Source organism: Exiguobacterium sp. s89, from assembly GCF_018617735.1.
GTDB lineage: Bacteria > Bacillota > Bacilli > Exiguobacteriales > Exiguobacteriaceae > Exiguobacterium > Exiguobacterium marinum.
Genome location: NZ_JACSKS010000001.1, coordinates 204,688 through 228,492, shown reverse-complemented (window position 1 = coordinate 228,492; position 23,805 = coordinate 204,688). Strand labels below are relative to the sequence as shown.

27 protein-coding genes are annotated in these 23,805 nt (G+C 49.2%); 5 read left to right on the top strand and 22 right to left on the bottom strand.

Going from position 1 to position 23,805, the window contains the following annotated elements; all coding sequences use genetic code 11:
* Position 1: 1 nt before the first annotated feature.
* The 8 genes from KNO96_RS01160 to KNO96_RS01130 form a co-directional block, all read right to left on the bottom strand.
* Positions 2-880, bottom strand: a complete 879-nt coding sequence (locus KNO96_RS01160) for an ABC transporter ATP-binding protein (protein ID WP_214701905.1) — start codon at positions 878-880, stop codon at positions 2-4.
* Entirely contained in the window at positions 877-1,584 is a 708-nt protein-coding gene (locus tag KNO96_RS01155; protein WP_026825801.1) for an ABC transporter permease subunit, read from the bottom strand. The genes KNO96_RS01160 and KNO96_RS01155 overlap by 4 nt, the downstream gene beginning before the upstream one ends.
* Entirely contained in the window at positions 1,581-2,354 is a 774-nt protein-coding gene (locus tag KNO96_RS01150) for an ABC transporter permease (protein ID WP_214701903.1), read from the bottom strand. The genes KNO96_RS01155 and KNO96_RS01150 overlap by 4 nt, the downstream gene beginning before the upstream one ends.
* Entirely contained in the window at positions 2,341-3,144 is an 804-nt protein-coding gene (locus KNO96_RS01145; RefSeq protein ID WP_251125026.1) for an ABC transporter substrate-binding protein, read from the bottom strand. The genes KNO96_RS01150 and KNO96_RS01145 overlap by 14 nt, the downstream gene beginning before the upstream one ends.
* Positions 3,145-3,201: 57 nt before the next feature.
* Positions 3,202-3,516: a type 2 periplasmic-binding domain-containing protein gene (locus KNO96_RS14310; protein WP_251125027.1), complete on the bottom strand. Its 315-nt coding sequence runs from the start codon at positions 3,514-3,516 to the stop codon at positions 3,202-3,204.
* A gap of 15 nt (positions 3,517-3,531) precedes the next feature.
* Positions 3,532-4,275, bottom strand: coding sequence for an SDR family NAD(P)-dependent oxidoreductase (locus tag KNO96_RS01140; RefSeq protein ID WP_214701902.1), 744 nt, complete (start codon positions 4,273-4,275; stop codon positions 3,532-3,534).
* Positions 4,272-5,246 (bottom strand): MBL fold metallo-hydrolase, encoded by a 975-nt coding sequence (locus tag KNO96_RS01135; RefSeq protein ID WP_214701901.1) that lies wholly within the window; start codon positions 5,244-5,246, stop codon positions 4,272-4,274. The genes KNO96_RS01140 and KNO96_RS01135 overlap by 4 nt, the downstream gene beginning before the upstream one ends.
* A 108-nt stretch (positions 5,247-5,354) precedes the next feature.
* On the bottom strand, positions 5,355-6,791 hold the full coding sequence (locus KNO96_RS01130) for an NADP-dependent glyceraldehyde-3-phosphate dehydrogenase (RefSeq protein ID WP_026825796.1): 1,437 nt from the start codon (positions 6,789-6,791) through the stop codon (positions 5,355-5,357).
* A gap of 222 nt (positions 6,792-7,013) precedes the next feature.
* On the opposite strand from KNO96_RS01130, the gene KNO96_RS01125 reads away from it, so the two are divergent.
* Positions 7,014-7,895, top strand: coding sequence for a chemotaxis protein CheV (locus KNO96_RS01125; RefSeq protein WP_026825795.1), 882 nt, complete (start codon positions 7,014-7,016; stop codon positions 7,893-7,895).
* 38 nt (positions 7,896-7,933) lie between these two features.
* On the opposite strand, the gene KNO96_RS01120 is transcribed toward KNO96_RS01125, so the two are convergent.
* Positions 7,934-8,296, bottom strand: coding sequence for an Hpt domain-containing protein (locus KNO96_RS01120; RefSeq protein WP_214702828.1), 363 nt, complete (start codon positions 8,294-8,296; stop codon positions 7,934-7,936).
* Positions 8,297-8,452: 156 nt separating this feature from the next.
* On the opposite strand from KNO96_RS01120, the gene KNO96_RS01115 reads away from it, so the two are divergent.
* Positions 8,453-9,388 (top strand): magnesium transporter CorA family protein, encoded by a 936-nt coding sequence (locus tag KNO96_RS01115; protein WP_026825793.1) that lies wholly within the window; start codon positions 8,453-8,455, stop codon positions 9,386-9,388.
* 37 nt (positions 9,389-9,425) lie between these two features.
* Here KNO96_RS01115 and KNO96_RS01110 read toward each other — a convergent pair whose 3' ends face one another.
* Positions 9,426-10,538: a PP2C family protein-serine/threonine phosphatase gene (locus tag KNO96_RS01110; protein WP_026825792.1), complete on the bottom strand. Its 1,113-nt coding sequence runs from the start codon at positions 10,536-10,538 to the stop codon at positions 9,426-9,428.
* Between the two features lie 144 nt (positions 10,539-10,682).
* Between KNO96_RS01110 and ytzI the strand changes: the two genes are divergently transcribed.
* On the top strand, positions 10,683-10,874 hold the full coding sequence (ytzI, locus tag KNO96_RS01105) for a YtzI protein (RefSeq protein ID WP_214701900.1): 192 nt from the start codon (positions 10,683-10,685) through the stop codon (positions 10,872-10,874).
* Between the two features lie 66 nt (positions 10,875-10,940).
* Here the strand turns inward: ytzI and KNO96_RS01100 are convergent, their stop codons facing one another.
* The 3 genes from KNO96_RS01100 to KNO96_RS01090 form a co-directional block, all read right to left on the bottom strand.
* Positions 10,941-13,067: a DNA topoisomerase III gene (locus tag KNO96_RS01100; RefSeq protein WP_214701899.1), complete on the bottom strand. Its 2,127-nt coding sequence runs from the start codon at positions 13,065-13,067 to the stop codon at positions 10,941-10,943.
* Between the two features lie 311 nt (positions 13,068-13,378).
* Positions 13,379-13,621 (bottom strand): hypothetical protein, encoded by a 243-nt coding sequence (locus tag KNO96_RS01095; protein ID WP_152538883.1) that lies wholly within the window; start codon positions 13,619-13,621, stop codon positions 13,379-13,381.
* A gap of 66 nt (positions 13,622-13,687) precedes the next feature.
* Complete coding sequence (locus KNO96_RS01090) at positions 13,688-14,389, bottom strand: hypothetical protein (protein WP_214701898.1); 702 nt, start codon at positions 14,387-14,389, stop codon at positions 13,688-13,690.
* Between the two features lie 196 nt (positions 14,390-14,585).
* On the opposite strand from KNO96_RS01090, the gene KNO96_RS01085 reads away from it, so the two are divergent.
* Positions 14,586-15,449, top strand: coding sequence for a DMT family transporter (locus tag KNO96_RS01085; RefSeq protein WP_214701897.1), 864 nt, complete (start codon positions 14,586-14,588; stop codon positions 15,447-15,449).
* Here the strand turns inward: KNO96_RS01085 and KNO96_RS01080 are convergent, their stop codons facing one another.
* The 3 genes from KNO96_RS01080 to KNO96_RS01070 all read right to left on the bottom strand — a co-directional run bounded on the left by KNO96_RS01080 (position 15,450) and on the right by KNO96_RS01070 (position 19,073).
* Complete coding sequence (locus KNO96_RS01080; protein WP_214698898.1) at positions 15,450-16,847, bottom strand: MATE family efflux transporter; 1,398 nt, start codon at positions 16,845-16,847, stop codon at positions 15,450-15,452.
* A gap of 78 nt (positions 16,848-16,925) precedes the next feature.
* A complete protein-coding gene (locus KNO96_RS01075) occupies positions 16,926-18,167 on the bottom strand; it encodes a peptidase U32 family protein (protein WP_214701895.1) in 1,242 nt (413 codons plus the stop codon).
* 9 nt (positions 18,168-18,176) lie between these two features.
* Complete coding sequence (locus tag KNO96_RS01070) at positions 18,177-19,073, bottom strand: peptidase U32 family protein (RefSeq protein WP_353047581.1); 897 nt, start codon at positions 19,071-19,073, stop codon at positions 18,177-18,179.
* 151 nt (positions 19,074-19,224) lie between these two features.
* Here KNO96_RS01070 and KNO96_RS01065 point away from each other — a divergent pair, with 151 nt between their 5' ends.
* The gene (locus KNO96_RS01065) at positions 19,225-20,019 is read left to right on the top strand and encodes an SDR family NAD(P)-dependent oxidoreductase (protein WP_214701891.1); all 795 of its coding nucleotides are present in this window, start codon (positions 19,225-19,227) and stop codon (positions 20,017-20,019) included.
* Positions 20,020-20,049: 30 nt separating this feature from the next.
* Here KNO96_RS01065 and KNO96_RS01060 read toward each other — a convergent pair whose 3' ends face one another.
* From KNO96_RS01060 to KNO96_RS01035, 6 genes are read right to left on the bottom strand one after another with little or no spacing between them, the layout of a single operon-like run.
* Positions 20,050-20,382: a hypothetical protein gene (locus KNO96_RS01060; RefSeq protein WP_026825782.1), complete on the bottom strand. Its 333-nt coding sequence runs from the start codon at positions 20,380-20,382 to the stop codon at positions 20,050-20,052.
* Positions 20,383-20,423: 41 nt separating this feature from the next.
* Positions 20,424-20,969: a hypothetical protein gene (locus KNO96_RS01055; RefSeq protein WP_026825781.1), complete on the bottom strand. Its 546-nt coding sequence runs from the start codon at positions 20,967-20,969 to the stop codon at positions 20,424-20,426.
* Positions 20,942-21,898: an ATP-binding cassette domain-containing protein gene (locus tag KNO96_RS01050; protein WP_214701889.1), complete on the bottom strand. Its 957-nt coding sequence runs from the start codon at positions 21,896-21,898 to the stop codon at positions 20,942-20,944. Before KNO96_RS01050 ends, KNO96_RS01055 begins: the two co-directional genes overlap by 28 nt.
* The gene (locus tag KNO96_RS01045; RefSeq protein WP_251125028.1) at positions 21,876-22,562 is read right to left on the bottom strand and encodes a hypothetical protein; all 687 of its coding nucleotides are present in this window, start codon (positions 22,560-22,562) and stop codon (positions 21,876-21,878) included. The genes KNO96_RS01050 and KNO96_RS01045 overlap by 23 nt, the downstream gene beginning before the upstream one ends.
* Positions 22,513-22,923, bottom strand: coding sequence for a DUF4430 domain-containing protein (locus tag KNO96_RS01040; protein ID WP_026825778.1), 411 nt, complete (start codon positions 22,921-22,923; stop codon positions 22,513-22,515). Before KNO96_RS01040 ends, KNO96_RS01045 begins: the two co-directional genes overlap by 50 nt.
* The gene (locus KNO96_RS01035) at positions 22,920-23,804 is read right to left on the bottom strand and encodes a hypothetical protein (protein WP_214701888.1); all 885 of its coding nucleotides are present in this window, start codon (positions 23,802-23,804) and stop codon (positions 22,920-22,922) included. Before KNO96_RS01035 ends, KNO96_RS01040 begins: the two co-directional genes overlap by 4 nt.
* Position 23,805 lies beyond the last annotated feature (1 nt).

Genomic DNA, 23,805 nt, shown 5'->3' with positions numbered 1-23,805 from the left:
GTTATCCCTCCTTTCGTTTAATTCGGTACATCGTCCCGACTTGGAATGATTCGTGCGTCGGTAACATGACCGAACGTCCATCCTCGAAATGATATTCACCAAAACTTTGACCGAACCGATAGATTTTTTTCATCAATCGTACGGGCTCACCGACCGCTTCCGACACCATGACGTCGGACAGTGGCCGCAATTCCCCATCAATCATGAGAAAGTCACCAAACCCTGGTGCGCTTTCATACAACTCTTTCGCCGTCCCTGTTGATGTCACTTTACCTGACTCAAGTAGTGTCACTCGGTCAGCCATCAGCATCGCCTCTTCACGGTCATGTGTGACCAAAACCGCCGTGAGGTCGAGCTCCTTGACCAAATCACGAATGAACCGTTGCAGGTCGAACTTCAGGTTTGGATCGAGGTTCGTGAACGGTTCGTCCAATAAAAGGACTTCCGGCTCAGCAGCCAGCGCACGTGCGAGACTGACGCGTTGTTGCTCACCACCTGATAATTCGTGAACTTCCGCATCGTAACGGTCACCGAGACGGACAACGTTCAACCACCTCTCTGCCTGTTCCCGGGAACGCGAACGGGTCGCGAGTGTGACATTCTCACCCACTGTCAAATGCGGAAACAATAAAGCGGACTGGGACAACATCGTCACACGCCGCTTGTGTGCAGGAACCTTTAACAAAGAACGGTGATTCCAGAACACTTCTCCTTCATCACTCGTATCAAGTCCTGCAATGATTCGTAGAATGGTTGACTTCCCAGAGCCGCTGACTCCAACGATGGCGTGGATGTCATGTGGAATGACTTCAAAATCAATACCATCTAACACTTGTCTCGTTCCATACCGTTTACGTAATGCTTGTACTTTCAAACTCATTGAAGACGTCCTTTCAGGAAGCGCACCGTCCACTGACTCAATCCTGAGAGCAGGAAATAGAGGAGAACAGGGATAATGATGAGCATCCAAGTGTTCGAGAGCGCGAGGTTTCGGTTATTCCCCGCATAAGATTGATACAGTTCAGTCGTTACCGTCGGAATCAATCCTGCACCAATCAATTGGACTAACGCGAATTGACTGAGCAGAATGACCGTCGTAAATAATACGATGGTTCGCATCGTTTGTGAGAAAAGCGGAAATAGTACATAAACGAGACGACGCTTTACCGTCAAAAGCCGTGCCTGTTCTAAGAGTGGACGACCGATGACCGCCATCCCGTTATAAGCGAGACGGATTGAATACGGCAATGTCACGATAAGTAAGGCAATCACGACACCGATATACGTCCCAATCAAACCCGCTTCCGCCAAGATCAAGTAAAGACCGAACAGCATCGCGAGCATTGGGATGAACAGTGGTAAAAAAACGAGCCACTCTAGAACGTGACGCCATCTCGATTCTGTCCAAAGAAGCCACCAGGCGAATGCCATTGATAACCACACGTTGACCGCGGATAAGATGACCGTCAACCCGATCGTATTTAGCATCGTCATATCGTTCCCGATTTCAGCTGTCGGTACCGCTTGGAATAGGGTGATGAACGGAATCAAGATGAAACAGATGATGATAAGCTGACGAATCATCGTTTCACCCCGCGTTCAATTCGACGACGAATGGAAGAGGTCAGCCAATATGAAATACACACACCACATCCGACAACCCATGTCCAGACAAGCGCCACAGCATACGGCTCACTCGCTTCCAAATAGAGGCCTGTCGACAGCCGTTCATATGCGAGTACTCCAAGTAGTTTTGGATAGGTCACTCCAAGTAATGCAGGTACTTCATACGCGAACGAAACGAACGCAATCATAATCCAAGTCGCATCAAGCAGTGGTTTAATCAAAAATGGAAATTCTGCATGCTTGAATTGTTCGACTGGGGAGAGTTGGAGCGTCTTCGCCGTCTCTAAATATCCCCGATTCAATTGTTCATACGTACCGAGCATCATCAAAAAGACAAACGGGGTCTCCTTCCATATGTATGTCAGGATGACCGTCACATAGTCTCTTTCATTCGCCTCGATCCAGCCACTGCCGAACGGTCCACTGAAAAATAATAAGATCAAATAAGCAGCGGCAATATGAGGGACGAACATCGGGATTCGGATGACCGACGACGTGATGCGCCACTTCTGTTGAACGGCGGTCCTCGCAAGCCATGTCCCGATGATGAGCGACAGGATGGTCGATACACTGACAACGTATAGCGTCATGAACAGACTGTCCCGCCACGTCTCATCCGTCAGAAGCGATGCCCAATCTGTACCAACCGCTTCCATTCCCAAAAAGACGATGGATACGAGTGATAAAAGTGATAGGACAATCGTCAATGCGACACTACTTCGCAACACGTGACCATTCCTCACGTACGGCATCAATCACGTCCGGTCCATAGTCTGGAATGGAACGTTCCTGTAACTGCTCTGTGTCCGGATACGTCTTGCCATCTCCAAGTGCTTCGAATGCTTGTTGGTCCGCTTCATCCAGTTTGGTCAAGTCAAGCGATGTCCCGTCTCCCCAATAGTCAGGCCCTTGTTTCACGAGTTGGGCTTCCGGTGATAGCAGTTCTTCGATGAGGACGAGCGCTCCGTCCGGATTCGGCGCATTGAACGGTATCGCTAAGAAGTGTGTCGACGCGATCGAGTGATCGAGGACGAGGGCACGTGTCTCTTTTGGGAAGATGCCATTTGCCACTTCTGCTTCGGCTCGGCGTTCATTAAATCCCATCGTCATCCACACATCCCCCGAAGCGTAGAGCTGATCGAGCTGCTCAAGCGTTTTTGGATATGTCCGTCCTTCTTTCCATAAATTCGGGGACCACGCTTTCAAGTCATCCCAGAACGACTCCTCAATGGTCGCATTCTCTTCTAATTCAGCACCGTAGCGTTCAAATAAAAGATGACGAATAAATGCATTACCGGTGAAATCAGTGACTTCAGGATACGTGAAACGACCCGGATTGTCTTCGGTCCAGCGACGTAATTCCTCAAACGATTGTGGAGGATTGTCAACTTTCGCTGCGTCGTAATGCAAGATGAATTGAACATTTCCCCAAGCGAGTTCCATATCATCCGTAGGGGTGCCGGCATCTGATTGTTGAGCCGTCTCATTCAACAACTTGGCGTTCGGGATACGTTCCATCAATCCATCACGGAGTAATTCAGCTTCTTTTGCATTTCGGAAATTGTCACCGTTGATTCAAACGACATCAATCGTCCCGACCTCTCGATCCGCTTTTTGATCGAGTGACAGCTGGCGCACGAATTCGGCCGCATCCATCGCGACCCGGTTCAACTCAACCTCGTACGATTCTTCGAGTCGTGGTGCCACATAGTCATCAATATAGCTATTGATCCCCTCGTCTCCACCCCACATATATAGGTTGACGGTCGATCCTTTTGCCGACTCAGTCGCAGCATCGAATGAATCCGAGAACTCAACCGCCTGTTCATTCCCACATGCTGCAACAAAGATCAGTAATACCGTCGTTAAAAATAATTTGATTGCCTTCATCGTTCTCCCCCTTTTTTACTTTTTCTCAAATCCCCGTTTCGCGAGCATTTCGAACATATTTGGGCAGATTGCATACACATTCGCACCGATATTCATCCACCACGGTGCATTGATTTCGCGTTTGCGCGTAAAACTCCCTTTGACAATCGCGTCAGCCAATCGCTTCGGGTCAAGCATAATTCCCTGAACACTTTCGGTATATGTACCACTTTTATCGGCCCGATCGAAGAATGGTGTAGCAATCGGTCCCGGATTGACGGTCATGACGTGGATCCCACGTGGTTTCAACTCTAATCGTAGAGCATTCGAGAACTGTAAGAGCGCTGCCTTTGACCCCGCATAGACGGCAGACTTCGGTGTCGGTACTTTAGCTGCTTGCGAACATATATTGACGATGACATCTCCTTGTTTCATGATGCGGGCACAATCTCTCGATAAAAGCATCGGGGCGACTGCATTTATCCGCATCGTCTCTTCCATCACATCAGTCGATTGATCGGTGACCAAGTCGAATTCGGCCATGCCCGCATTATTGATCCATATGTCAAACGTCCCAAATTGCTTCAACACATTTTCGACTAGGGTATCTGAATTCGCAACATCCGTGCACATCCAGTTGCCACCGCACGTTTCCGCCATCTTCTTCAATCGTTCTTCGTTTCGTCCAATCAATAAAATTTTATTTCCTTGTTCATAAAAAGAATGCGCCAATGCGGCCCCGAGCCCACTTGACGCACCTGTAATGACTACCCGTTTCATAACATCGCTTCTTTCTTTACGTAGATCCATTTATTGTCATCGCGGCGTCTCTCGATGTCGCCTCGCTCTTCGAGTAAGCTGAGGCGCGCAAACACCTCACTGAAGACGAGCGGCATCCCTCGTCGCATCTTTCTTCCATATAACTTCATCGACCAATCAAACACGCTAAGTCCGTCTTCCCAATCGACGAGCAATTGCTCACTACGCTCATACCGTTGACGAATCCGGTTCTCAATTAAATCGTTCGGGTGGTGAATTGGTTCACCGTGTCCACTGACGACAAGTTTCAAATCGACACCCTGCAATTTTTTGAGCGAGTCGATATAGAGGAGGACGGGTGAGGCGAAACCTTCATCTTCATACGGTTGCTCGATAAGAGGATTTGGTTCAACTTTGTCAATCAAATGATCACCCGCAATCAAGACACCCCCAGGTCCAATCAATCCAAGTTGATCACTCGCATGACCCGGCAAATGAATCGTCTGCCACGCTCCGTCTGGTGTGATATCCTGACCGTCATTGAAAGTCGTCGTGACGGTCGTCGGTCCGATCCAACGAAGCGCTTCACGGTAATCCGGTAACTTTTCTACAAGTGGAGCCGGTGCCCCGAACGAGACGGCCAATTCATGTAAAAAATGGTTGCCGCGTTTCAAAAAATTCGGAGTTTGTTCTAAGTATCGAACAAGCTTTTCGTGTCCGTATACCGGGATCGATGCGTCACGAAGACGCCAAGCCTGCCCCGCATGATCGGCATGATGATGTGTCAAAAATAAAAAGTCGATGTCAGACAACGAGAGTTCAAGCTCTTCAAGTTGCAGATTCAACGCGGTCCATGCTTCTTCTGTATCCGGTCCACAGTCGACCATGAAAAATCGGTTCATATGTTCGACGATATAGACGTTCACGTTCCCTACTTCGAACGGTGTCGGAATATCGAGTCTTGCCAGTTGACTTGAAATCCAGTTCGCCACGTCATCACCACCTTTTCATCCATTCTTTCTTTATTATACCCGTCTGAAAGATGCGTTTTCAATCAAACAAAAAAAGAGGGGGACATCTCCCCCTCACAAAAATGATTCTTATAAGTTGATGACCGTCACTTTATCTCGCGTCATCGTCTCGAGACTACGGCCGATTCCTTGAACGCCGAGCCCTGATTGTTTAACTCCGATGAACGGGAAGTGGTCTGGACCACGTTCCGTACGTCCATTCACTTGAACCGTACCGACTTCTAACTTGTCAGCGACTGTGAAGGCGCTATTCACGTTTTGTGTGAATACGCTCGCTTGGAGACCAAACTCTGATTCATTCGTGAGCGCGACCATCTCGTCGAGCGATTTCACACGAATCACTGGAAGGACTGGTCCGAACGGTTCCTCCCATGCGACGCGCATGTCTGTCGTCACGTTGTCAAGTAGCGTCGGGTGAATCAAGTTTCCGACACGTTCATTGCCGTTTATGACGGTTGCGTTTTTGTTGACCGCATCGTCAATCAAACCTTGGACATAATCCGCTGATTTTTCGTCGACCAACGGCACGATGAAACTGTTGTCTTCCGGTGAGCCGACTGAGAGTTTCTCGACACGTTCTTTCAACATGCCAACGAGCTCATCTGCTTGGTCTTCGAGCACGAAGACGCGCTTGATTGCCGTACAACGTTGACCCGAGTATGAGAACGCACCACTGATGATTTGCTCTGCAGCCAACGTCAAATCCGCATCCTCTAAGACGAGGGCTGGGTCTTTCCCACCGAGTTCGAGCACGACCGGTACCATCGACGCTTGTTGCGACAAGTGTTGACCCGTACCTGTCCCACCTGTGAACGTGATCATGTCGATACCAGGGTGTGAAGTCAAGTAATCTCCAATGACCGAACCACGTCCTGTCACAAGGTTCAAGAGACCTTTCGGAAGACCTGCATCATGTAATGCCTCGACCATCTTGATTCCACTGATTGCACCTTGAGTCGCTGGTTTGAAGACGACCGCATTTCCTGTAACGAGCGCAGGTGCAATCTTCGCAGCCGCTAAGTTCACCGGATAGTTGAACGGTGAAATAGCGAGAACGACACCGAGTGCCTCTTTCTTGATGATGGCCATCTTGTTTTTCGAGCCACCAGGGAATGAGTCCCCTTGCATGAATCCACCGTTGAAGCGAATTCCTTCTTCTGCCGTGTAACGAATGATTTCAGCTGTGCGAACGACTTCTTTCTTCGCGTCGTTCAAGTTTTTCCCGACTTCCTGCATGATGATTTGACCGATCTCATCAACGCGTTCTTCGAGTTTTTCTGCCCATGCATACAACAGTTCAGCGCGCTTGTTGACCGGAAGCGCAGCCCATTCCTGTTGTGCGCGTTTGGCGCCATGGATGGCTTCGTCTACTTCGTCACGTGACATCGCTTGAACGCGACCTACGACTTCGTCTTTATATGGTGAAACGAGTTCAATCGTTTCCTGACTTGAAGATTCCTGCCATTGACCATTCAATAAATAAGGATACGTGTTCATACTCATCATCTCTATCTGCCTCCTGAGTAAGCTGTAATATCTCGTTGCCAACCCCATTGTATGCAGATTTTTTTGCGTTGGACAACTATAACGATTCAGTTTATGAGATGTAAACGGTTACTATGAAACTTTTTGTGAATTCTGACGTGAGTTCGACATATTTTTACTGTAGATTTGATGATTCGAAACCGATAGTAAAGAAGAGAGTACGTGAAATAGGAGGGACTACCATTGAACAATGATCATAATATTTTACTTGAAGCAGGAACGAACGAACTTGAGATCGTGATTTTCCAAGCTGGCCCATTCTTATTCGGCATCAATGTCATGAAAGTACGCGAAATCATTACGATGCTCCCACTGACTCCGCTCCCAGGTACACCGGAGGCCATTATGGGTCTCATCGAGTTACGTGGAGAAGTCATGACCGTCATCGACCTTCCGATGGTCATCAGTCATCCGCGTGAAGTCGGCAGTGACGACCGCTTGATTGTCTGCGAGTTCAACGGTGAGAAATCGGTTCTTCGAGTCGACCAAGTGACCGAGATTAAACGTATCTCATGGGAACAGATTGACACGCCTTCAGATCTCGCCCGCGGTGTCCAAGGTATCACGAACGGTGTCGTCAAAACAGGTGATCAGATGATTATCTTACTTGACTATGAGCGCATCGCGTTAGAACTTTCTCGTAAAGACATCATGGCGCGTGAGTCAGTGAAACGTCTCGGTGCTCGTGAACGTTCGAACAAAAACATCTGGATCGCCGAGGATTCGGAGATGCTTCGGACACTTATTCTCGATACGTTAGATGATGCAGGCTACTTCAACACGACCGTCTTTAATAATGGTAAAGAGGCGCTTGATGCATTTGAACAGGATGGTGTCGAATGTGATCTTCTCATCACGGATATTGAGATGCCACAGATGGACGGACTCCATTTAACGAAGCGTCTTCGCGAGATGGAGCGCTACGCAACACTTCCGATTATCATCTTCTCGTCACTCATCTCGGACGACTTGAAACATAAAGGTGAAGCGGTCGGAGCGAACGCCCAAATTACGAAACCAGAGATCGGTCTCCTGATTGCGACACTTGACGAATTTGTAGGCTAATAAAAAAAGTTTGCTCCCAAACTGGGTGCAAACTTTTTTTACGTCAACTGTTCGAAGTGGTTGGTCCATTCGGCTAAAAAGCGCTTACTGTGGGACTCAATTGTCGCCAACGTCTCGTCTGCTCCGTCCAGATGGGCGTTCTCGCCTGCGACTTCAAGATCGTGGAAAAGAAGGGCAGTCTGTTCTAAGCCGACCGAATACGAGGCCCCTTTTAGTAGGTGGGCGAGCTGTTCGATCCGCTCATAATCCTTCAATTCGACAGCTGCTTTTAGTTCGGGATATTTCGCCTCGAACTGCTGAATATATGTGGTTGCAATTTTATTTAAAAAATCCATGTTTCCGTTTGCGATTTGGTGGAGCTCCGTTAACTTATCTTCATTGAACAGAGCGTTCTCGGGCATTCTTGTCAATATAACCCCTCCTCAATAAACAATCATCCAATCATTCCCTCTCACTGTAACACGTTTTCGAGAGAAAACAAAAAAACTCCTGCTTTGGATTGCACTCTAAGTTTTGGCTACCTATAATAAGATTGAGTTAAGGTAGGAGGAAGATGCATGCTGACGATTTACCGTACTGACGCATCGGGCCATGTGGATGAAATCGAAGACTTTGATAAAGGGAGCTGGATTCAACTCGTGAATCCGACAAAAGATGAGGCCGATCAAGTCATCGAGGCGTCCGGCATTCCAGAAGACTTTGTTTATGACCCACTTGATATCGAAGAAAAACCGCGTTTTGAAAAAGATGATGAAGGGCTTCTCATGATCATCGACGTTCCATATGTAGAAGAAGATGACACAGGTCGTGCCTATAATACGATCCCGCTTGGTATCATCGTGACCGGAAGACATTTCATCACCGTCTGCTCACGTGACCTTGATGTCTTGAATCTATTCGCTAACGGGAAGGCACGATTGTTCCGAACGAACTATCGGAGCCGTTTCGTCTTTCAGATTTTACACCGGGTGAGTATGACGTATTTGCGCTTCTTGCGCCAAATCGACCGAAGAATGGATGAGCTCGAGCAAGAGTTGCAGCGTTCGATGCGAAACCAAGAGATTTTTCAATTGATGAACCTACAAAAATCGCTCGTCTATTTCATGACTTCCTTGAAGGCGAACGACAGTGTCCTTGACCGAATCGTCAAGACGCCGAGTTTGGAGAAACATGAAGAGGACGAGGAGCTATTAGAGGACGTCTTCGTCGAGCATCGGCAGGCGATGGAAATGGCATCGATTTATAACGACATCATCAGCATCAAGATGGAGGCGTTCGGGTCGATCATCTCAAACAACGTCAACTTCGTCATGAAGTTTTTGGCATCGATCACGATCGTCCTTAGTATCCCGACGATGATCTCTGGAATCTTTGGGATGAACGTCCAAGTCCCATGGGAAGGGGATCCGTTCGGATTCATCATGGCGATTGCGATGATGATTGGATTTTCCGGTCTCGCCTTTTATATCCTTTGGCGAAAACGATATTTCTAACGAACAAGAGCCTGACGCAGGGTGCGTCAGGCTCTTGTCATGTGATTTTGACGGTGACGAGACACAGGTCGTCATCGATTTCAATTTTAGGTACGAGTTGTTCGGCAACATGACGACTATAGTCAAGCCCGTATGTGGCGACATCTTTTTCAAGCCATCGAATCCCGTCATCGATATCTTTGCTGTAACATTCCATAAGCCCATCTGTATACATATGTAGCTTCATATCTCGTGTGATGGCAATCTCTTTCGACTCATAGTTCGGTTCATCGAACATGCCGACCGGCACCCCTGTCGTCTCAAGTCGGCAATTCCCCGCTTCAGACGTCACGATGACCGGCGGATGACCTGCATTCACATATTCGATTCGACGCTTCGTCGTATCGATGTAGCAATAGACCGCCGTAAAGTAGCTATGCATATCGTCACCCGAGAACAGGAACGTCATCTGACGGTTCAACTCGGTCATGACGTCTACCGGATATTGCACGTTTCCGACAAGACCCGGAAGAATCGACCGGATTCCCATCGTGATGAGTGCCGATGAGACCCCGTGTCCCATGACGTCAAAGATAATGACCCCGTAACGGTCCGGGGCGACCTGAAACCAGGCGTACATGTCCCCTGCCAATTTTTTTGATGGCAAATAAAGGGCGCGAACATCAATCTCTTCGTTACTGATGGGAGGAGTGAGTGCACTTTGTTGAATCTTTTGGGCAAGGTCCAAATCATACTGGAGACGGGCCTCATAAATCTTCCGCTCGTCGACCGCTGCCTTATAGCGAAGCGCAGAGCGAATTCGGGCCAGGAGCTCCGTCACTTTAATCGGTTTGGTCGTATAGTCAGATGCTCCTGCGTCAAGTCCTTCAGCAATTTGCTTCTCATCTGTACGTCCGGAGACCATGATGACCGGCAACTCTTCATATTCTGCCATCTGTCGAATCCGTTTACACGTCTCAATCCCTGAAATCCCGGGCATCTCGACATCCAATAGGACGAGATCATACAGCGATGCGGCTTGTGGTGCCATCAGTAAATCGAGCGCTTCTTCCCCACTTGAGACCGAAATCGTCTCATAGTCGTGCTGGTGAAGCAATTGCTCGAGTACGAGCGTATTGACCGGTTCGTCGTCCACAATCAAAATCGCCATGACTATCCCTTCCTTCTCTATGTAGTAATCTATATCGTATTGTACCATATCTTCTTGACCTTACACGACACAACCGTCCGTTCATTCCAGTTGATGAACCGGACCATCATTTGGCATACTTAAGTTAGAAAGTGGGGGATTTTTATGGCCTGGATCTTCGCCGTCAGCGGCTTGATTATTTTACTCGTCCTTATCGCGTCCATCGTCGTCATCCAAAAAGGGTACGCGTATAAAGACAATAAAGATGATATCGTCCTCGACTATGACGAAATCAATCGTCGGATCGAGTCCGAAAAAACACAAGAAAAGACAGACCAGTCAGAAGGGGCACGCTGAACTCCCTCCATAAAAGTTGGATTGTCATGTCCGACTTTTATGGGGTGTTCACTAAGACCCTTCTTTTTATTTGAACTCGAATCGGAGCTCACCTTTTTCTAAATATAACGAAGCGTTAAACGTTTTCTCGCCTTTTTTAAACGTATGGACGTTCGATTGCCCCCCGTTGATCATCTGTCTCAACTCATCCTTGACGAGTCCGACGCCGAGCACCTGCTTAGAGACGGTGAAACGACAGCCTTCACGATATCCGCTACAGCCGATGAATTTAGGATGTTCGACAAGTCCTTTGCCACAGCTCGGACAGACCCCGAACGACGCTTTCGGCCGTGCCGCCCCTTTCTTCCCATATCGCTTCGCTTCAATCGTATATCCTTCAGGATTCGCCGCCTCAACGCGCGATTTCGCTTCCTCGACGAGATGGATCGACATTTTTTTGGCTTGTTCGATAAATTCTGCGGCAGATGCGGACGCCTGTCCAATCTCATGGAGTCGCTTCTCCCATTTCGCGGTCATGACGGGCGAGGCCAAAATGCTGTCTCCGAGTACATCGATTAAAAGACGACCCTTGTCTGTCGGGACGAGCTCTTTTTTCTGAAGCTGGACATATCCGCGCTTTTTCAACCCGTCAATGATATTGGCGCGTGTCGCCTCGGTCCCGAGACCCTCTACTTCTTTCATGATGTGAATCAACGCCTCATCATCAAGCTGTTTCCCGGCGACTTTCATCGCCATGATGAGTGCCCCTTCTGTATAGCGTTTGGGCGGTTCCGTCTGTTTCGACAGCACATCGACAGTCTTCTCCTTCAACACTTCCCCGACAGTCAGTAAAGGGAGCTCGACGTCTTTGGATTTCATTTCGACGACATCCCGATAGCCTGGACGTACGACGACGGTCCCTTTCGCCCGATAGAGATCCGTTCCATCTAACAGGTCGACCGTCGTCTTTTCAAGCGTCGCAGCAGGTGCGAACGCCGCGAGGAAACGCCGAATGATGAGATCATACAGTTTTGCCTCATCCCCAGCGAGCCGATTGACATCGCCACATGCTTCCGTCGGGATGATCGCATAGTGGTCACTCACTTTTTTTGCGTTGACGTAACGACGATTTTTGGACGGGTCCTCGGTCAACAACTCACGGAGTCCGCCGTAGGCATCCGACTTCAGCAGCCTCGCCTTCGTTTGAGGGAACAGAGTCGCTTCGTCCGGTGTGACAAATCCAGAATCGGTCCGCGGGTAGCTGATCCATCCTTTTGTATATAACTTTTGCGCGATATCGAGCGTTTTTTTCGCCCCGAAACCGAATCGTTTCCCCGCTTCTGCCTGCAATCCGGATAGACTGAACCAAAATGGAGGTTGTTCGATTTTTTCTTCTTTGTCGATCGCTTGGACTGTAGCGGTGCCGGAAGCGCGCCTGACGACCGCATCTGCCTCATCGCGCGTCTTCAGTTTCGTCGTCTTTCCGATGGTGTACTTCGCCTTGAACGTGCTTCGACCTTTAAGTAACGTCGCCTCGACTTCGAAGTACGGTTCCGGTACGAACTGTTTGATTTCCCGTTCACGATTGACGATTAGAGCAAGTGTCGGTGTCTGCACACGACCGAGCGAGAAGACATCTTCGATTCCGATCGTCTTCAATAAGGTCGTATAAGCGCGTGAGGCATTCATCCCGACGAGCCAATCGGCACAGGCGCGGCTCATCGCCTCATGGTAATACGGGACCGTCTGCTCACCCGGCAGTAGTTCAGAGAACCCACGGTCGACCGCTTGTTCCGTCAAGCTTGAAATCCATAGCCGAGCGAGCGGTTTTTTGTTTCCCGCGAGCCTTAAAATCAGACGGACAATCGCCTCCCCTTCCCGTTCGGCATCCGAGGCGATGATGACGTCTGTGATGGAGCGATCGTGCAACCATTTTTTGATTGCATAAAATGGCTTTGATTTGCCTTTTGAGATACGGTAGTCGAACCGCTCGGGTACGATCGGGAGCGCATCATATTTCCATGACTTCCACTCCGGTCGATAGTGTGACGGTTCCTGGAGCTCACAAAGGTGACCGACCGCCCATACGACGATCGCCCCTTCAGGAAAACGGGAGCACGGAGAGATTTCGATCTCCTCTTTTCGCTTTTTAGATGGATAGGGAGCGGCCAGTTTTTGTGCTTGTGATGGCTTTTCCGCGATGATTAGTCTCATAATAAGAACTCCTTACTTCGCCTCTTAATTCGAGTCAAGACGTACCTGATTCGATTGCGTCTTCAATATATTTTACTATATCAAGTCATAGATGGACACATCGAGAGAGGATTCGAACGGATCGAAGACGCGAGACTGACCCACAACATGTCCCGGGTCGGACGTTGTCCCGAGTACGACTCATTCGAGGCTTTTGAGATACCCTGAAAGTGGAGATGTACAACTTGCGTGAGCTCTAAGCCTCTAGCGGACTCACATCGTCCTTCGAGACCTACGTATCGCTTTACAGCCACGACCGTTTCTAGAAATGACTAAACGCCGTAATGGCCGACATAGCGATACGGGTTTTCTTCTGCCACCTCTTGACCGAGAGGCGTCAGACCCTCAAGCGCAATCAAATTTCCCCACTCGTCATAACTGTAGCGGGCAATCACTTCCTGAATCTCGTTCGTGATTGCAACAACGTCACCACGTTGGTTGAAGACGTAGTCGAAAGTCGTCCCTTTATACTCAAAGTTAAGGAGCTTACCACTTGCATCTCGATAGAAATTCATCGTGTTCTCAAGCAAATCGTCTCCCGTTTTGCGCGATACAGAGACGAGATCCCCGTTTGAATCGTACTAGTAGAACTCAAAACGGTCGCCTTCAGCGTTCGTCACTTTCTTCGAAGAACGATTGTCCTCGCTGTCGTACGTATACTCGATGCGTTCGGTGACTTTACTTCCTTGCTTCGTTGTGATACTCATCAACAGGTTGAACGAAGAATAGTGATATTCTTTCACCACATCGACCGCAGCCTGTTTCGCGCTACTCGATGTGCTTGACGGTTTACGAATCGTTTCTTTTGCTAATGATCCATTCTCTCTAAAATCATAGCTGATGTGGCGATAAGTGTTCGTCTCTTTGTCGTACTGAATTGAAGTATCGATACGGTTTCCTTGTAGGTACTTATTTTCAGAGATCAATTTGCCGGACTGGTATTCTGATTTCAGCATATTCCCGCTCAAGTCATACGTATAGTCTATCGTGTCGCTCCCTCGAGTGACAGATTGCAAGAACCCTTCCTTCGTATAGGTATATGTTTTTTGCTCGGAATCATTGTTTGTCGCCTTGATGATTTGCTCATCTTTGTTATACTCATACGTTTCAGAGAAAATGACCGTCTCCGTGTCCTTCTTATTCGTCTGGATCTGGGTCATCTTCTCATTCGGACCATAATTCATCTCATGAGTCAGTCTCGGTCCCCTGATTTTTTTGATTAACTCCGACGTGGTATAGGAGAACTGGAACTCTTCATTGCACGGTGTAATGATTTTCTTCACTAAATCATTTTCATTATAGTATATCGTTGCCTGACCGAGAGCAGATTGAATGATTTCGGCATTCTCGTCATCTTTATACGTTAAGCTAACAATCCCATTTTCATTCTTCTTTCATGTATACGAAATATGAAATTCCCGTGTATACTATTTTCCGCTATCATTAGACTAAGAAATACATAAGTGAAGGAGTGTCGCCATGTCTTATCTCATTTTGTTCGCCGCTGTCTTTTTCTTGTCGACGAGCGTCCTATTCGTCAAATGGACGTCCGCTCCGGCCGAGACGGCCGCCTTTTACCGCATGCTTATTACGTGTCTGATGCTATTGCCGTTCGTTGACTTCAAATCACTCATCGGAACACGTCTCATGACTCGATATGCCTTACTCCTTAGCGGGACGCTTCTCGCGTTTCACTTTTGGCTCTGGTTTTTATCGCTCGATTATACGACAGTCGCCAGTTCGACTCTTTTCGTCACATCGAGCCCAATCTTTGTCTTGATTGGAAATGCCGTCATCTTCAAAAAAAATCCGACCAAACAAGGACTCACTTACGCACTCGTCGCTGTCCTCGGGGGTATGCTCGTCGCCGCAGGAGATGTTCAACTCGGTCGTGAAGCGCTCTTTGGGGACATGCTCGCCTTGCTCGCCGCTCTCCTCATCGCCGGATATTGGCTCGTCGGACAACACGTCCGTACCGAGATGAAGACGAACACGTATTCATTTAGCGTCTACCTTGTTGCGACGGTCGTTCTTTGTTTCATGTTGCTCGTACGCGACACGTCGTTCACGGCATTCGAATCGGTCAACTGGTGGTACTTCCTCGCACTCGCATTCTTTCCGACGATCCTCGGGCACAATCTGTTCAATTATGCGCTCGCACGGGTCAGTGCGACAGTCGTCAGCATCACGATTCTCGGTGAGGCACTATGGGGAATGCTGTTCGGGTACGCCTTTTTCGGAGAACGGCTCGGTCCGTTGCAGTGGACCGGTGCCATCATCCTCCTCGCAGGGATCTATCTGTTCCTAAAAGAAGACGCCCGCTCGACTCGAGCGGACGTCTGATTATAGATTCGTAGCTTTCGGGTCCCCCGGACGATCTTCTGCATCCTCTTCTGAAGGACGGAACAACAGCTTACGGTCCCAAAACGCCAGAGCGACCGCCGTCAAAAACGTCATCGCATCCGCAATCGGGAATGCGAGCCAGACGCCGAACACCCCGAGAAACGATGGTAGGATGAAGACGAGCGGAATCGTATAGAGCGTCTGACGGGAAAGCGAGAGGAACATGGCGACTCGCGCCTTTCCGAGCGACTGATAAATCCCGTTGACGAGCATCTGCACGCTCGGTAAGAAGGAGACCGCGAACAGGATGTGAATCGCGGTCACGCCTCCTGCGATTAATGCATCATCCGTCGAGAACCATCCCATGAGCGTATGCGGGAACAACTGCAAGACGAGCCAGATGACCACGGCGATTGCAATTCCGGCACGCATCGCCGTCCAAATCGTCTCACGCATGCGATCAAACTGGGCGGCTCCATAGTTGTACCCGACGATCGGTTGCATCCCTTGGACAATACCCATGATCGGCATACCGACGAGCGCCATGAACTTATTGATGATGGCGAAAGTCGCCAACTCATCCGTCCCACCGTACGTCCCAAGCATCACGTTGACGCCGACGAACAGAATCGATTGGGATACCATCATGATGAATGAGGACGAACCGATTGCCATGATTTCCTTGATCTCATCAAACCGAATCCGGAACTGTCGCCATTTGAAGCGCAGTTCCGTTTTTGGTTTACGGGCAAAAAAGAAGCGAAGCATCAATATGGAACCGACGACTTGTGCGAGTGCCGTCGAAATGGCTGCCCCGTACATTCCCCACCCAAAGGTGAAGATAAAAAGAGGGGTCGTCACGAGATTGACGAGGACGGTCGTCAACATGACCTTCATTTGATACGGCGCCTGTCCTTCAGCACGTACCATCGCACTTGAAGCAAGCGTGAACATAAAGAAGGGTGAACTGATCAATACGACCGATAAGTATTGTCGGCTAAGTTCCATGATTTCGGATGTCGCCCCGAACACCATTAATATCTCATCCAGCATAAAGAAGGCAGAACTGACCGCGAACGCCGCAAACAGACCGACGAGGACGAGCACGTTTAAAAACGTGACGGCCGCACCGGCATCGTCCCCGCGCCCGAGCTTCCTCGAACTGATGGACGCCCCGCCGAGTCCGACCGCACTGGACACGGCCATCAAGATCATCTGAATCGGAAACGCAATCCCGATGGCGGCGACGGCTGAGGCGCCGATCCCACGGGCGACAAAAATCGTATCAATGATGTTATAGAGCGCCGTCACGAGCATCCCAATCATCGCCGGAAGCGATAATTTGAAGAGGAGTCGGCCGATGGGCTCAGTCCGTAATTGCTCTGTGTTTTGGTTCATCCTTCCATCCCTCCGTCTCTACCTCTTAGGGTAGCAGGATTGGACGGTCCGGGCGACTATGTTGGCTCGAAGGATGTGTCAGACGACTACGCGTGCGGGTACGCTTTTTCGCTTACGCATAATAAAATCGGTCGCGACCGGTTCATCTACTTTCACGCGAATCGTCATCATCGCTTGATTGGCTGACTCGAGCGGCTGTCCGTCCACATTTTCAATCGCCTCGATGACTTGCGAGAAGCGTTTAAATCCGGGGCCAAAAAATTCGACCTCTTCCCCGACCGAGAAATGGTTTCGTTGCTCTAGTGTCGCCATCCCGCTCGTCGGGTCGTATGAGATGACCCGTGCGGCAAAGGCGTACTGCGGAATCGAACGCGGTTTCCCGAACAACTGCTCTTTTTCGGTTGGAATGCCGTAATAGAATCCGCTCGCCAGTTCACGTTGGGCCGCTTTCCAAATCTCTTCTTCCCATGCCGGGTCGAAGACAAAATTCTCCGGGTCCTCACAGTACGCGTCAATCACTTGACGATAGACGTTACATACGGTCGCGACGTAATGAATCGACTTCATCCGCCCCTCGACTTTCAAACTGTCGACTCCCGCGTCCACGAGGTCGGGGATATGCCGGACCATCGATAAGTCGACTGAACTCATTGTGAACGGTTCTTCGTCGCGCGCTTCCATCTCTTCTGTCAACAGTGCACCCTCTTCGAAGAATCCATATTTCCAGCGGCATGACTGGGCGCAGCCTCCACGATTGGCATCACGTAGTGTCATGTGGTTAGACAACGTACAGCGTCCTGAATAAGAGATGCACATCGCTCCATGGACGAACGTCTCAATCTCGACATCGACTTCTTGTTTCATTTGCACGATTTCATCCATCGATACTTCACGAGCCAAGACGACCCGTTCAAGGCCCTCGTCTTTCCAAAAACGAAGTGTCTCATAGTTGGTCGCCGAGGCTTGAGTCGACAGATGGACCGGCAGTCCTTCAGCTTCCCTGAGACACGTCTCGATCATCGCCGGGTCGGAGACGATGACCGCGTCAATCCCGATATCTCGCAATGTCTGAAAGAATTCACCGGCACCTTCGATATCGCCTTCATGCGTCACCATGTTCGCGGCGACGTATACTTTCGCATTGCGAGCATGGGCGAACGCGACACCTTCTCGCATCTCCTCATAACTAAAGTTACCGGCACGTGAACGCAGACCAAATTGCTGTCCGCCGATATAGACCGCGTCGGCCCCGTAGTGAATCGCCATCTTCAATTTTTCTAAGTTACCTGCTGGCGCTAATAATTCTGGACGTCGTTTCATGTTTATCCCTCACTTGATCTCTTCTGGCTTGCGTAGCAACAATCCCGTTCCGAGACGGAATCCTTCCGGTTGCAGGTCGTTGAGACGAGCTTCCATCTCAACACGGTCAAATCGACCGTTCAATAGATTCGCACGGGCGAACGTAAACAATTTAACGATTTCGACAAACTGGTCGCCCGCATGCCATCCGTCAAGTTTCCACGTATGAAGCCCGTGTTTGACTAGCGTTGGCAGCTGCCCCATGAGTGTCAGATCTTCAGAGAAAATATGCGTCCCGTTCTCGTCTTCATAGATCGGGTATCGACTCGATGCATCAGCAGGCTCGCTCATGTAAAACTCGCGTTGTTTCGCCTCTTCAGAAGTGCGACCGAGTTCGTTGAAATAGTTCGTCACGAGCGGACGCTTGGAGTGATGGATACAAGTCGGACCATACACCTGTACTTCTACCGGCAGTCCGATTTGTTGCTGGATGAGAGCGAGTTCCTCGAGCGTCACTTCGCGTGCGACGACCGCTCCGATTGCCTCCCGTTTGCCCCAAAACTGAATTTGTTTGGCGGACGTGACGAGCGTTTGGGCATCGTACCAATAAGGAATCTTCGCTTGTCGAATCAGACGGATCGCTCCAGGGTCTCCAGCCGTCACATCATCGACTCCGATCGCCCTCAGTTCCTGTAAATATTCGGGCAACTCATCAATCTGGTCGTTATGCATCAAATTATTGACGGCCACCGTCACTTCTTTCCCGTATCGATGGGCAAGTTGTGTGACTTCCCTCACAGCATCGATAGTCCACTCTCCTTTTTGTCGTAACCCGAACCGTGAATTCCCGATATACAGTCGGTCAGCGCCCGCTTTAATTAACGCTTCTGCTTGATCGACGCTTTGTGCCGTAGTGACGAGCTGAATCATCATGATTGTTTTTCTCCTTACTTTGTGAGTCTAATCACATTTTCTTGCTATACTTTAGCATACGTTTCAATGTGTAAACGAGGCAGGATTTTAACAACTCGTGAAGAATTCAGTAACAATGTATGACTTTTCATCAAAGGAGTGGATCATGTTGTCAAAGACAGCTTTAATCACCGGGGCCTCGATGGGCATCGGTTTAGACTTGGCCGTACTCGCCGCACGAGATGGGTACGACTGTATCCTCGTATCTCGAAACGAGCCGCGCTTACACGAATTGAAAAAAGTACTGGAGACGAGATATCGCATCAACGTCCATGTCTTCGCGCTTGATTTGGCAAAGCATGACGCCGCAGCCCGATTGACTAGTATGATCGCCGAGGCGGGACTTTCCGTCGACTTTTTAATCAACAATGCCGGTTTTGGTACATCCGGTGCATTCGCCGACCTCGATGCCGAGACGGAGGCGGACGAGGTCCGATTGAACGTCAACACGTTGACCGAACTGACGAAAGCCTATCTACCTGGCATGCTCGAGCGTGACCACGGTCATGTATTAAATGTCGCCTCCGTCGCCGCGTTCCAACCAGGACCGTATATGGCCGTCTATTACGCGACGAAGGCATACGTCCTTTCCTTCACCGAGGCGATCCATGCCGAAGTGAAAGGAAGCGGTGTTCACGTCAGTGTCCTCTGCCCTGGCCCGACTGACACGAACTTCTTCGATCGCGCCGGAAGTGAATTGTCATTCTCAAAAATGCCATCTCACCTCGTCGCCTTTTTCGGATATAAAGGTGTCATGAGCAACAAACGGGTGATTGTACCTGGCCTCTCGAACCAGCTGTTGGTCGGGTTCGCGAAGTTGATGCCACGGGCTCTCAGTCTCGAAGTATTACGTCGTGTTCAAAAGCCAACAGACGGTAAAGCCGCTGAATCGACGACATGAAAAAGGAGCGACCCGCGTAGGTCGCTCCTTTTATAATTCAGAATGCAATCGAGACACAGTCACAAGCCGATGAAGAAAGACTCCTGCTGGAATCATCGTCATGAGCGCAGTCGAGAGGACGACCGCCCACGCGATCACAGCGTTTAACGTCCATTCTCCCGAAGTGAGTTGATCCATCACATTCAATTGATTTACCGAAAGAACAATCATTAGTGCCGGCCACACGCTTGTTGCCAGAATACTCAGCATTGCAAAACGGGCTCTCGTGTAACGCTTCGCTAAAAGAACAAGGTTTAACACGATAAACAATAACCCTACGAGTAGAAACATACCGACTTCCGTGACATTGACATAAGCATCCATCCGTCGTTCACCTCACTCAACATGATAGGAATATTGTATATTTACCCGAGTTGACGAAGGAATATGCGCTCAAATAACGGACGAATCAATAGGAGGAAGACGACGTTAGAAATGCCGTGGACGAAATCAAATGGGAAACTGAGCAAAAGTAATTTCAAAAAGTCTGCACCAATCACTTCGATAAACGCGACGTTCGTCGTCCATCCGTATAAAAAACCAGATAGAAATCCTAGTACGAGGAAGAGTACGGGCGACTTTAATAAAAGCGGTCGAAACAGGCTGACGAGCAATACGACAAGGAGCCACCCTAAAAATTGATAAAGGACGAACGGTCCAATCCCAAGCAAGAGTCCTGACAAGATCGGCACGAAGAGTGCGAGGATGGCTGCACCGTTCAAGCTGACGAGTAGAGCGGTCAACATCAAAATCGCCGTCGTCGGTTGAACGTTCGGGATTGTCATAAAGAGCCAACGACCAATCACCGCGAGCGCTAAAAGTTGGACAAGTGGTTGAATCGGAAGCGAGGATTTCTCGAATCGATACAAGACGGCGATGGCAATCAAGATGGCGAGGACGTAAGTGACCATAACGTACTCCGTTCTTGGAAGAGTGAACGTGTCCCATGAAAGACGACCCGACCGCTCGCAAGGTAAATGACATCTGTCGATCGGTCAATCAGCTCCATGTCGTGTGTCGCACAAACGACCCTTGCCGTCTCAGCCTTCTGTCGTACTGCTTCAACGAATGCTTCACGTTCCTGCCCCGTTAAATCTACAGTCGGTTCATCGAGCAAAAGGACGCTCGACGGATCATGAAGCACGCCTTGCAGTTGCGCGACCCGTCGTCTTTCTTCCTTCTGGCTTGGACCGTATTCTGGTTCGGCAGAAAGATAGACAGCTCGTTCGCCTCGCTTCACCCGTCCTTTGAGCGGGCGTCTGCTTTTAGCCAACAACTCGAGCAAGGTCGACTTCCCGCTCCCGTTCGTCCCGATACATACCGTGAGTCCTGGCTCGTTCATCTGAATGGTCACATCCTCAATCGCATACACCGCTTGAAGCGGATGCCGATAAGATACATCTTGCGCATCGATTATTGGTGCTCTATTCGATTCGGTGAATGTGAACGTCACATCGCCTGACTGCTCACGCGCCCTTTCCGTATAGCCGATTTGAACACCGAGCCCGGAGATACGGCGGAGCAACATCTCAAGGTGTTCTTTACGAAATTGATCAAGATGCCGAAACGGTTCGATGAGAACAATTGATTCTGGTCGGTCCACTAGTGCAAAGGCAACACGAACGATCTGTTGTTCACCACTCGAACATGTGTCGAACCGCTTCGGATAGAGTGCATCGATTTGTAACAGTGTAGCAAGCTCTGCCCCTCGAAACGGGTCCCCACTCGATAATAAATGCCCGACTTTCCCTGAGAACGGTTGGTTCATCTCGATGACGCGTGGTCGGTAGCGTTCGACATATTCTTCGAACGTCCCGTCAGCGGTAGAGAGCCATTGCATCACGCAAACCTCCTTTCGTAACGTACGGATAAATGAGCCAAAGTATAATTGTCCACTGGAGCGCTACCCAGCAAGTCACTACAATCAAGATAATCTGAAGAGCATCCTCTACTCGAAAGGGACGCATCGGTTCAGAGGCAAATCTCGGCTCCTGTTGCTGACTCTCGATTCCAATCCGTACCCCTTCTCGCCATAATTTTTTCGGATGACTCCTAATCGATTGGCGCACTGCTTGTTCCATCGATGGGATGAGTGCCCACGCCCCATACAATAGCGACGATGATCTAGGCCACTTGGATAACAGTGGAAGCAGGCGCTCCAGACGAATAATGCGAGCGATCCACAACATGCCTAGTAAAAAGGCGGCCAAGCTCACTAGTTGACGCCATATGTACGAGAGTGAAATGTCCCATCCGAATAATCCAGGCAGTACCGAGACCAATCCGAAAGCAATCAATACCCCTAACATCGCCCAAGGAAAACGGCGTTCGAGAATAAGTAGAATGACAAGGGCGATGACAAAAATAATGATGTCATCGACATTCGTCAGCACGTATAGGTGGCTAAGGAGAAAGAAAAAGAGCGTGACAGGATGTCTCCGCTCCCAATCTGCCTCATTCGAAGAAAGCAATCGCATCTTCTTCGAACCGCCACTGAATGACATCGGTCGATTCTACTTCTTTCGCACCGGCACCTTCATCTCCCGGAGCACCGTTAAAAGCAAATACCCATCCTGACGATTGTCCTTCTGATTTTTCTTCGATTCCCTCGATTGCCGTCACGTATGACATGTCACCGCTTCCTGTCACTTCGAGGTCAAGCCCAGTCGCCTTCAACGCATCGAGCACGGTCGCGTCCTCTTCAAGGCAGACGCTTTTTTCCTGATAGATCGTCTCTTCGGTCGCTGCATTGTATACTGAGATGGTCGGACTTACATCACATGCCTCACGTTGCGCTTCTTCACCGCCACATCCGACAAGGAGTGCAGTCGTTAATAGAGAAATGCTTATATATGGTTTTATCATTCTGTCAAATCCTCTCGTTGATGTATCGAATAATTATATAGAATCGCATAACGTTCCCCAGAACTACGCCCTTCTTGTGTCAGTCCAACGAGTTGAATGCTGTTGGCAAGGACTGGTTCCCGCTGTAGCCAGAACTTGACGAGCTCATCGTCCCGATTGAGCATGAGCATCGACTCGTTTTCGAACGTGTACATATCGTACAATCCATCATAAGAGAGTTGTAAGATTGGCGCAGCTACAACTTCAGTGTATTCCTCCCATGACGGTTCTCGTAAAGTCGACAACATATGGTCAAATTCAACGAGTTTTTCAAAGAACGCCTGTCCAGATTCTTTTCGTAGTTCATCAACCTGCTCATAGGCGAGTTGTCCAGACTCGTATGTCACACGAATCTGTTGGAACGACTCGGCTCTCTCCACCATCAGTAAGTATTCAATGGACTTGACGTTTCCTACCCGGTCAATTTGTAGCTTGCCCCGGTCTAATTTAATCGAATCACTGTTGATCCGCTGCAATAATTTCTCTGTCATGTCGTCAAATGATTCGTCCGCGACGGAGACGGCACCAATCTGTTGGGATTCGGCTCGGAATAACGATTGATCAAACAACGGGACAAAGAGTAAGACGATAAAGAAGAAGAAGCCTATTAGCGCCCCATACCATTTATAGCGGCTGTTCTGCTTTGGAAAGAATAAAAAAGACAATAAGAATCCGATCGGGATGTGAAAACCGCCGATTGGAAAGGAGACGATTCCAAGCAAAGAATAAAACAAGAACTTCGGAAAGAAATTGGCTTCCGGCTCTTTTAATTGATTCAATCGAATCCCTAACAGAATGCTGATTGCTAAAAACGCGGCCCATACATAGAGTTGAATGGTCACA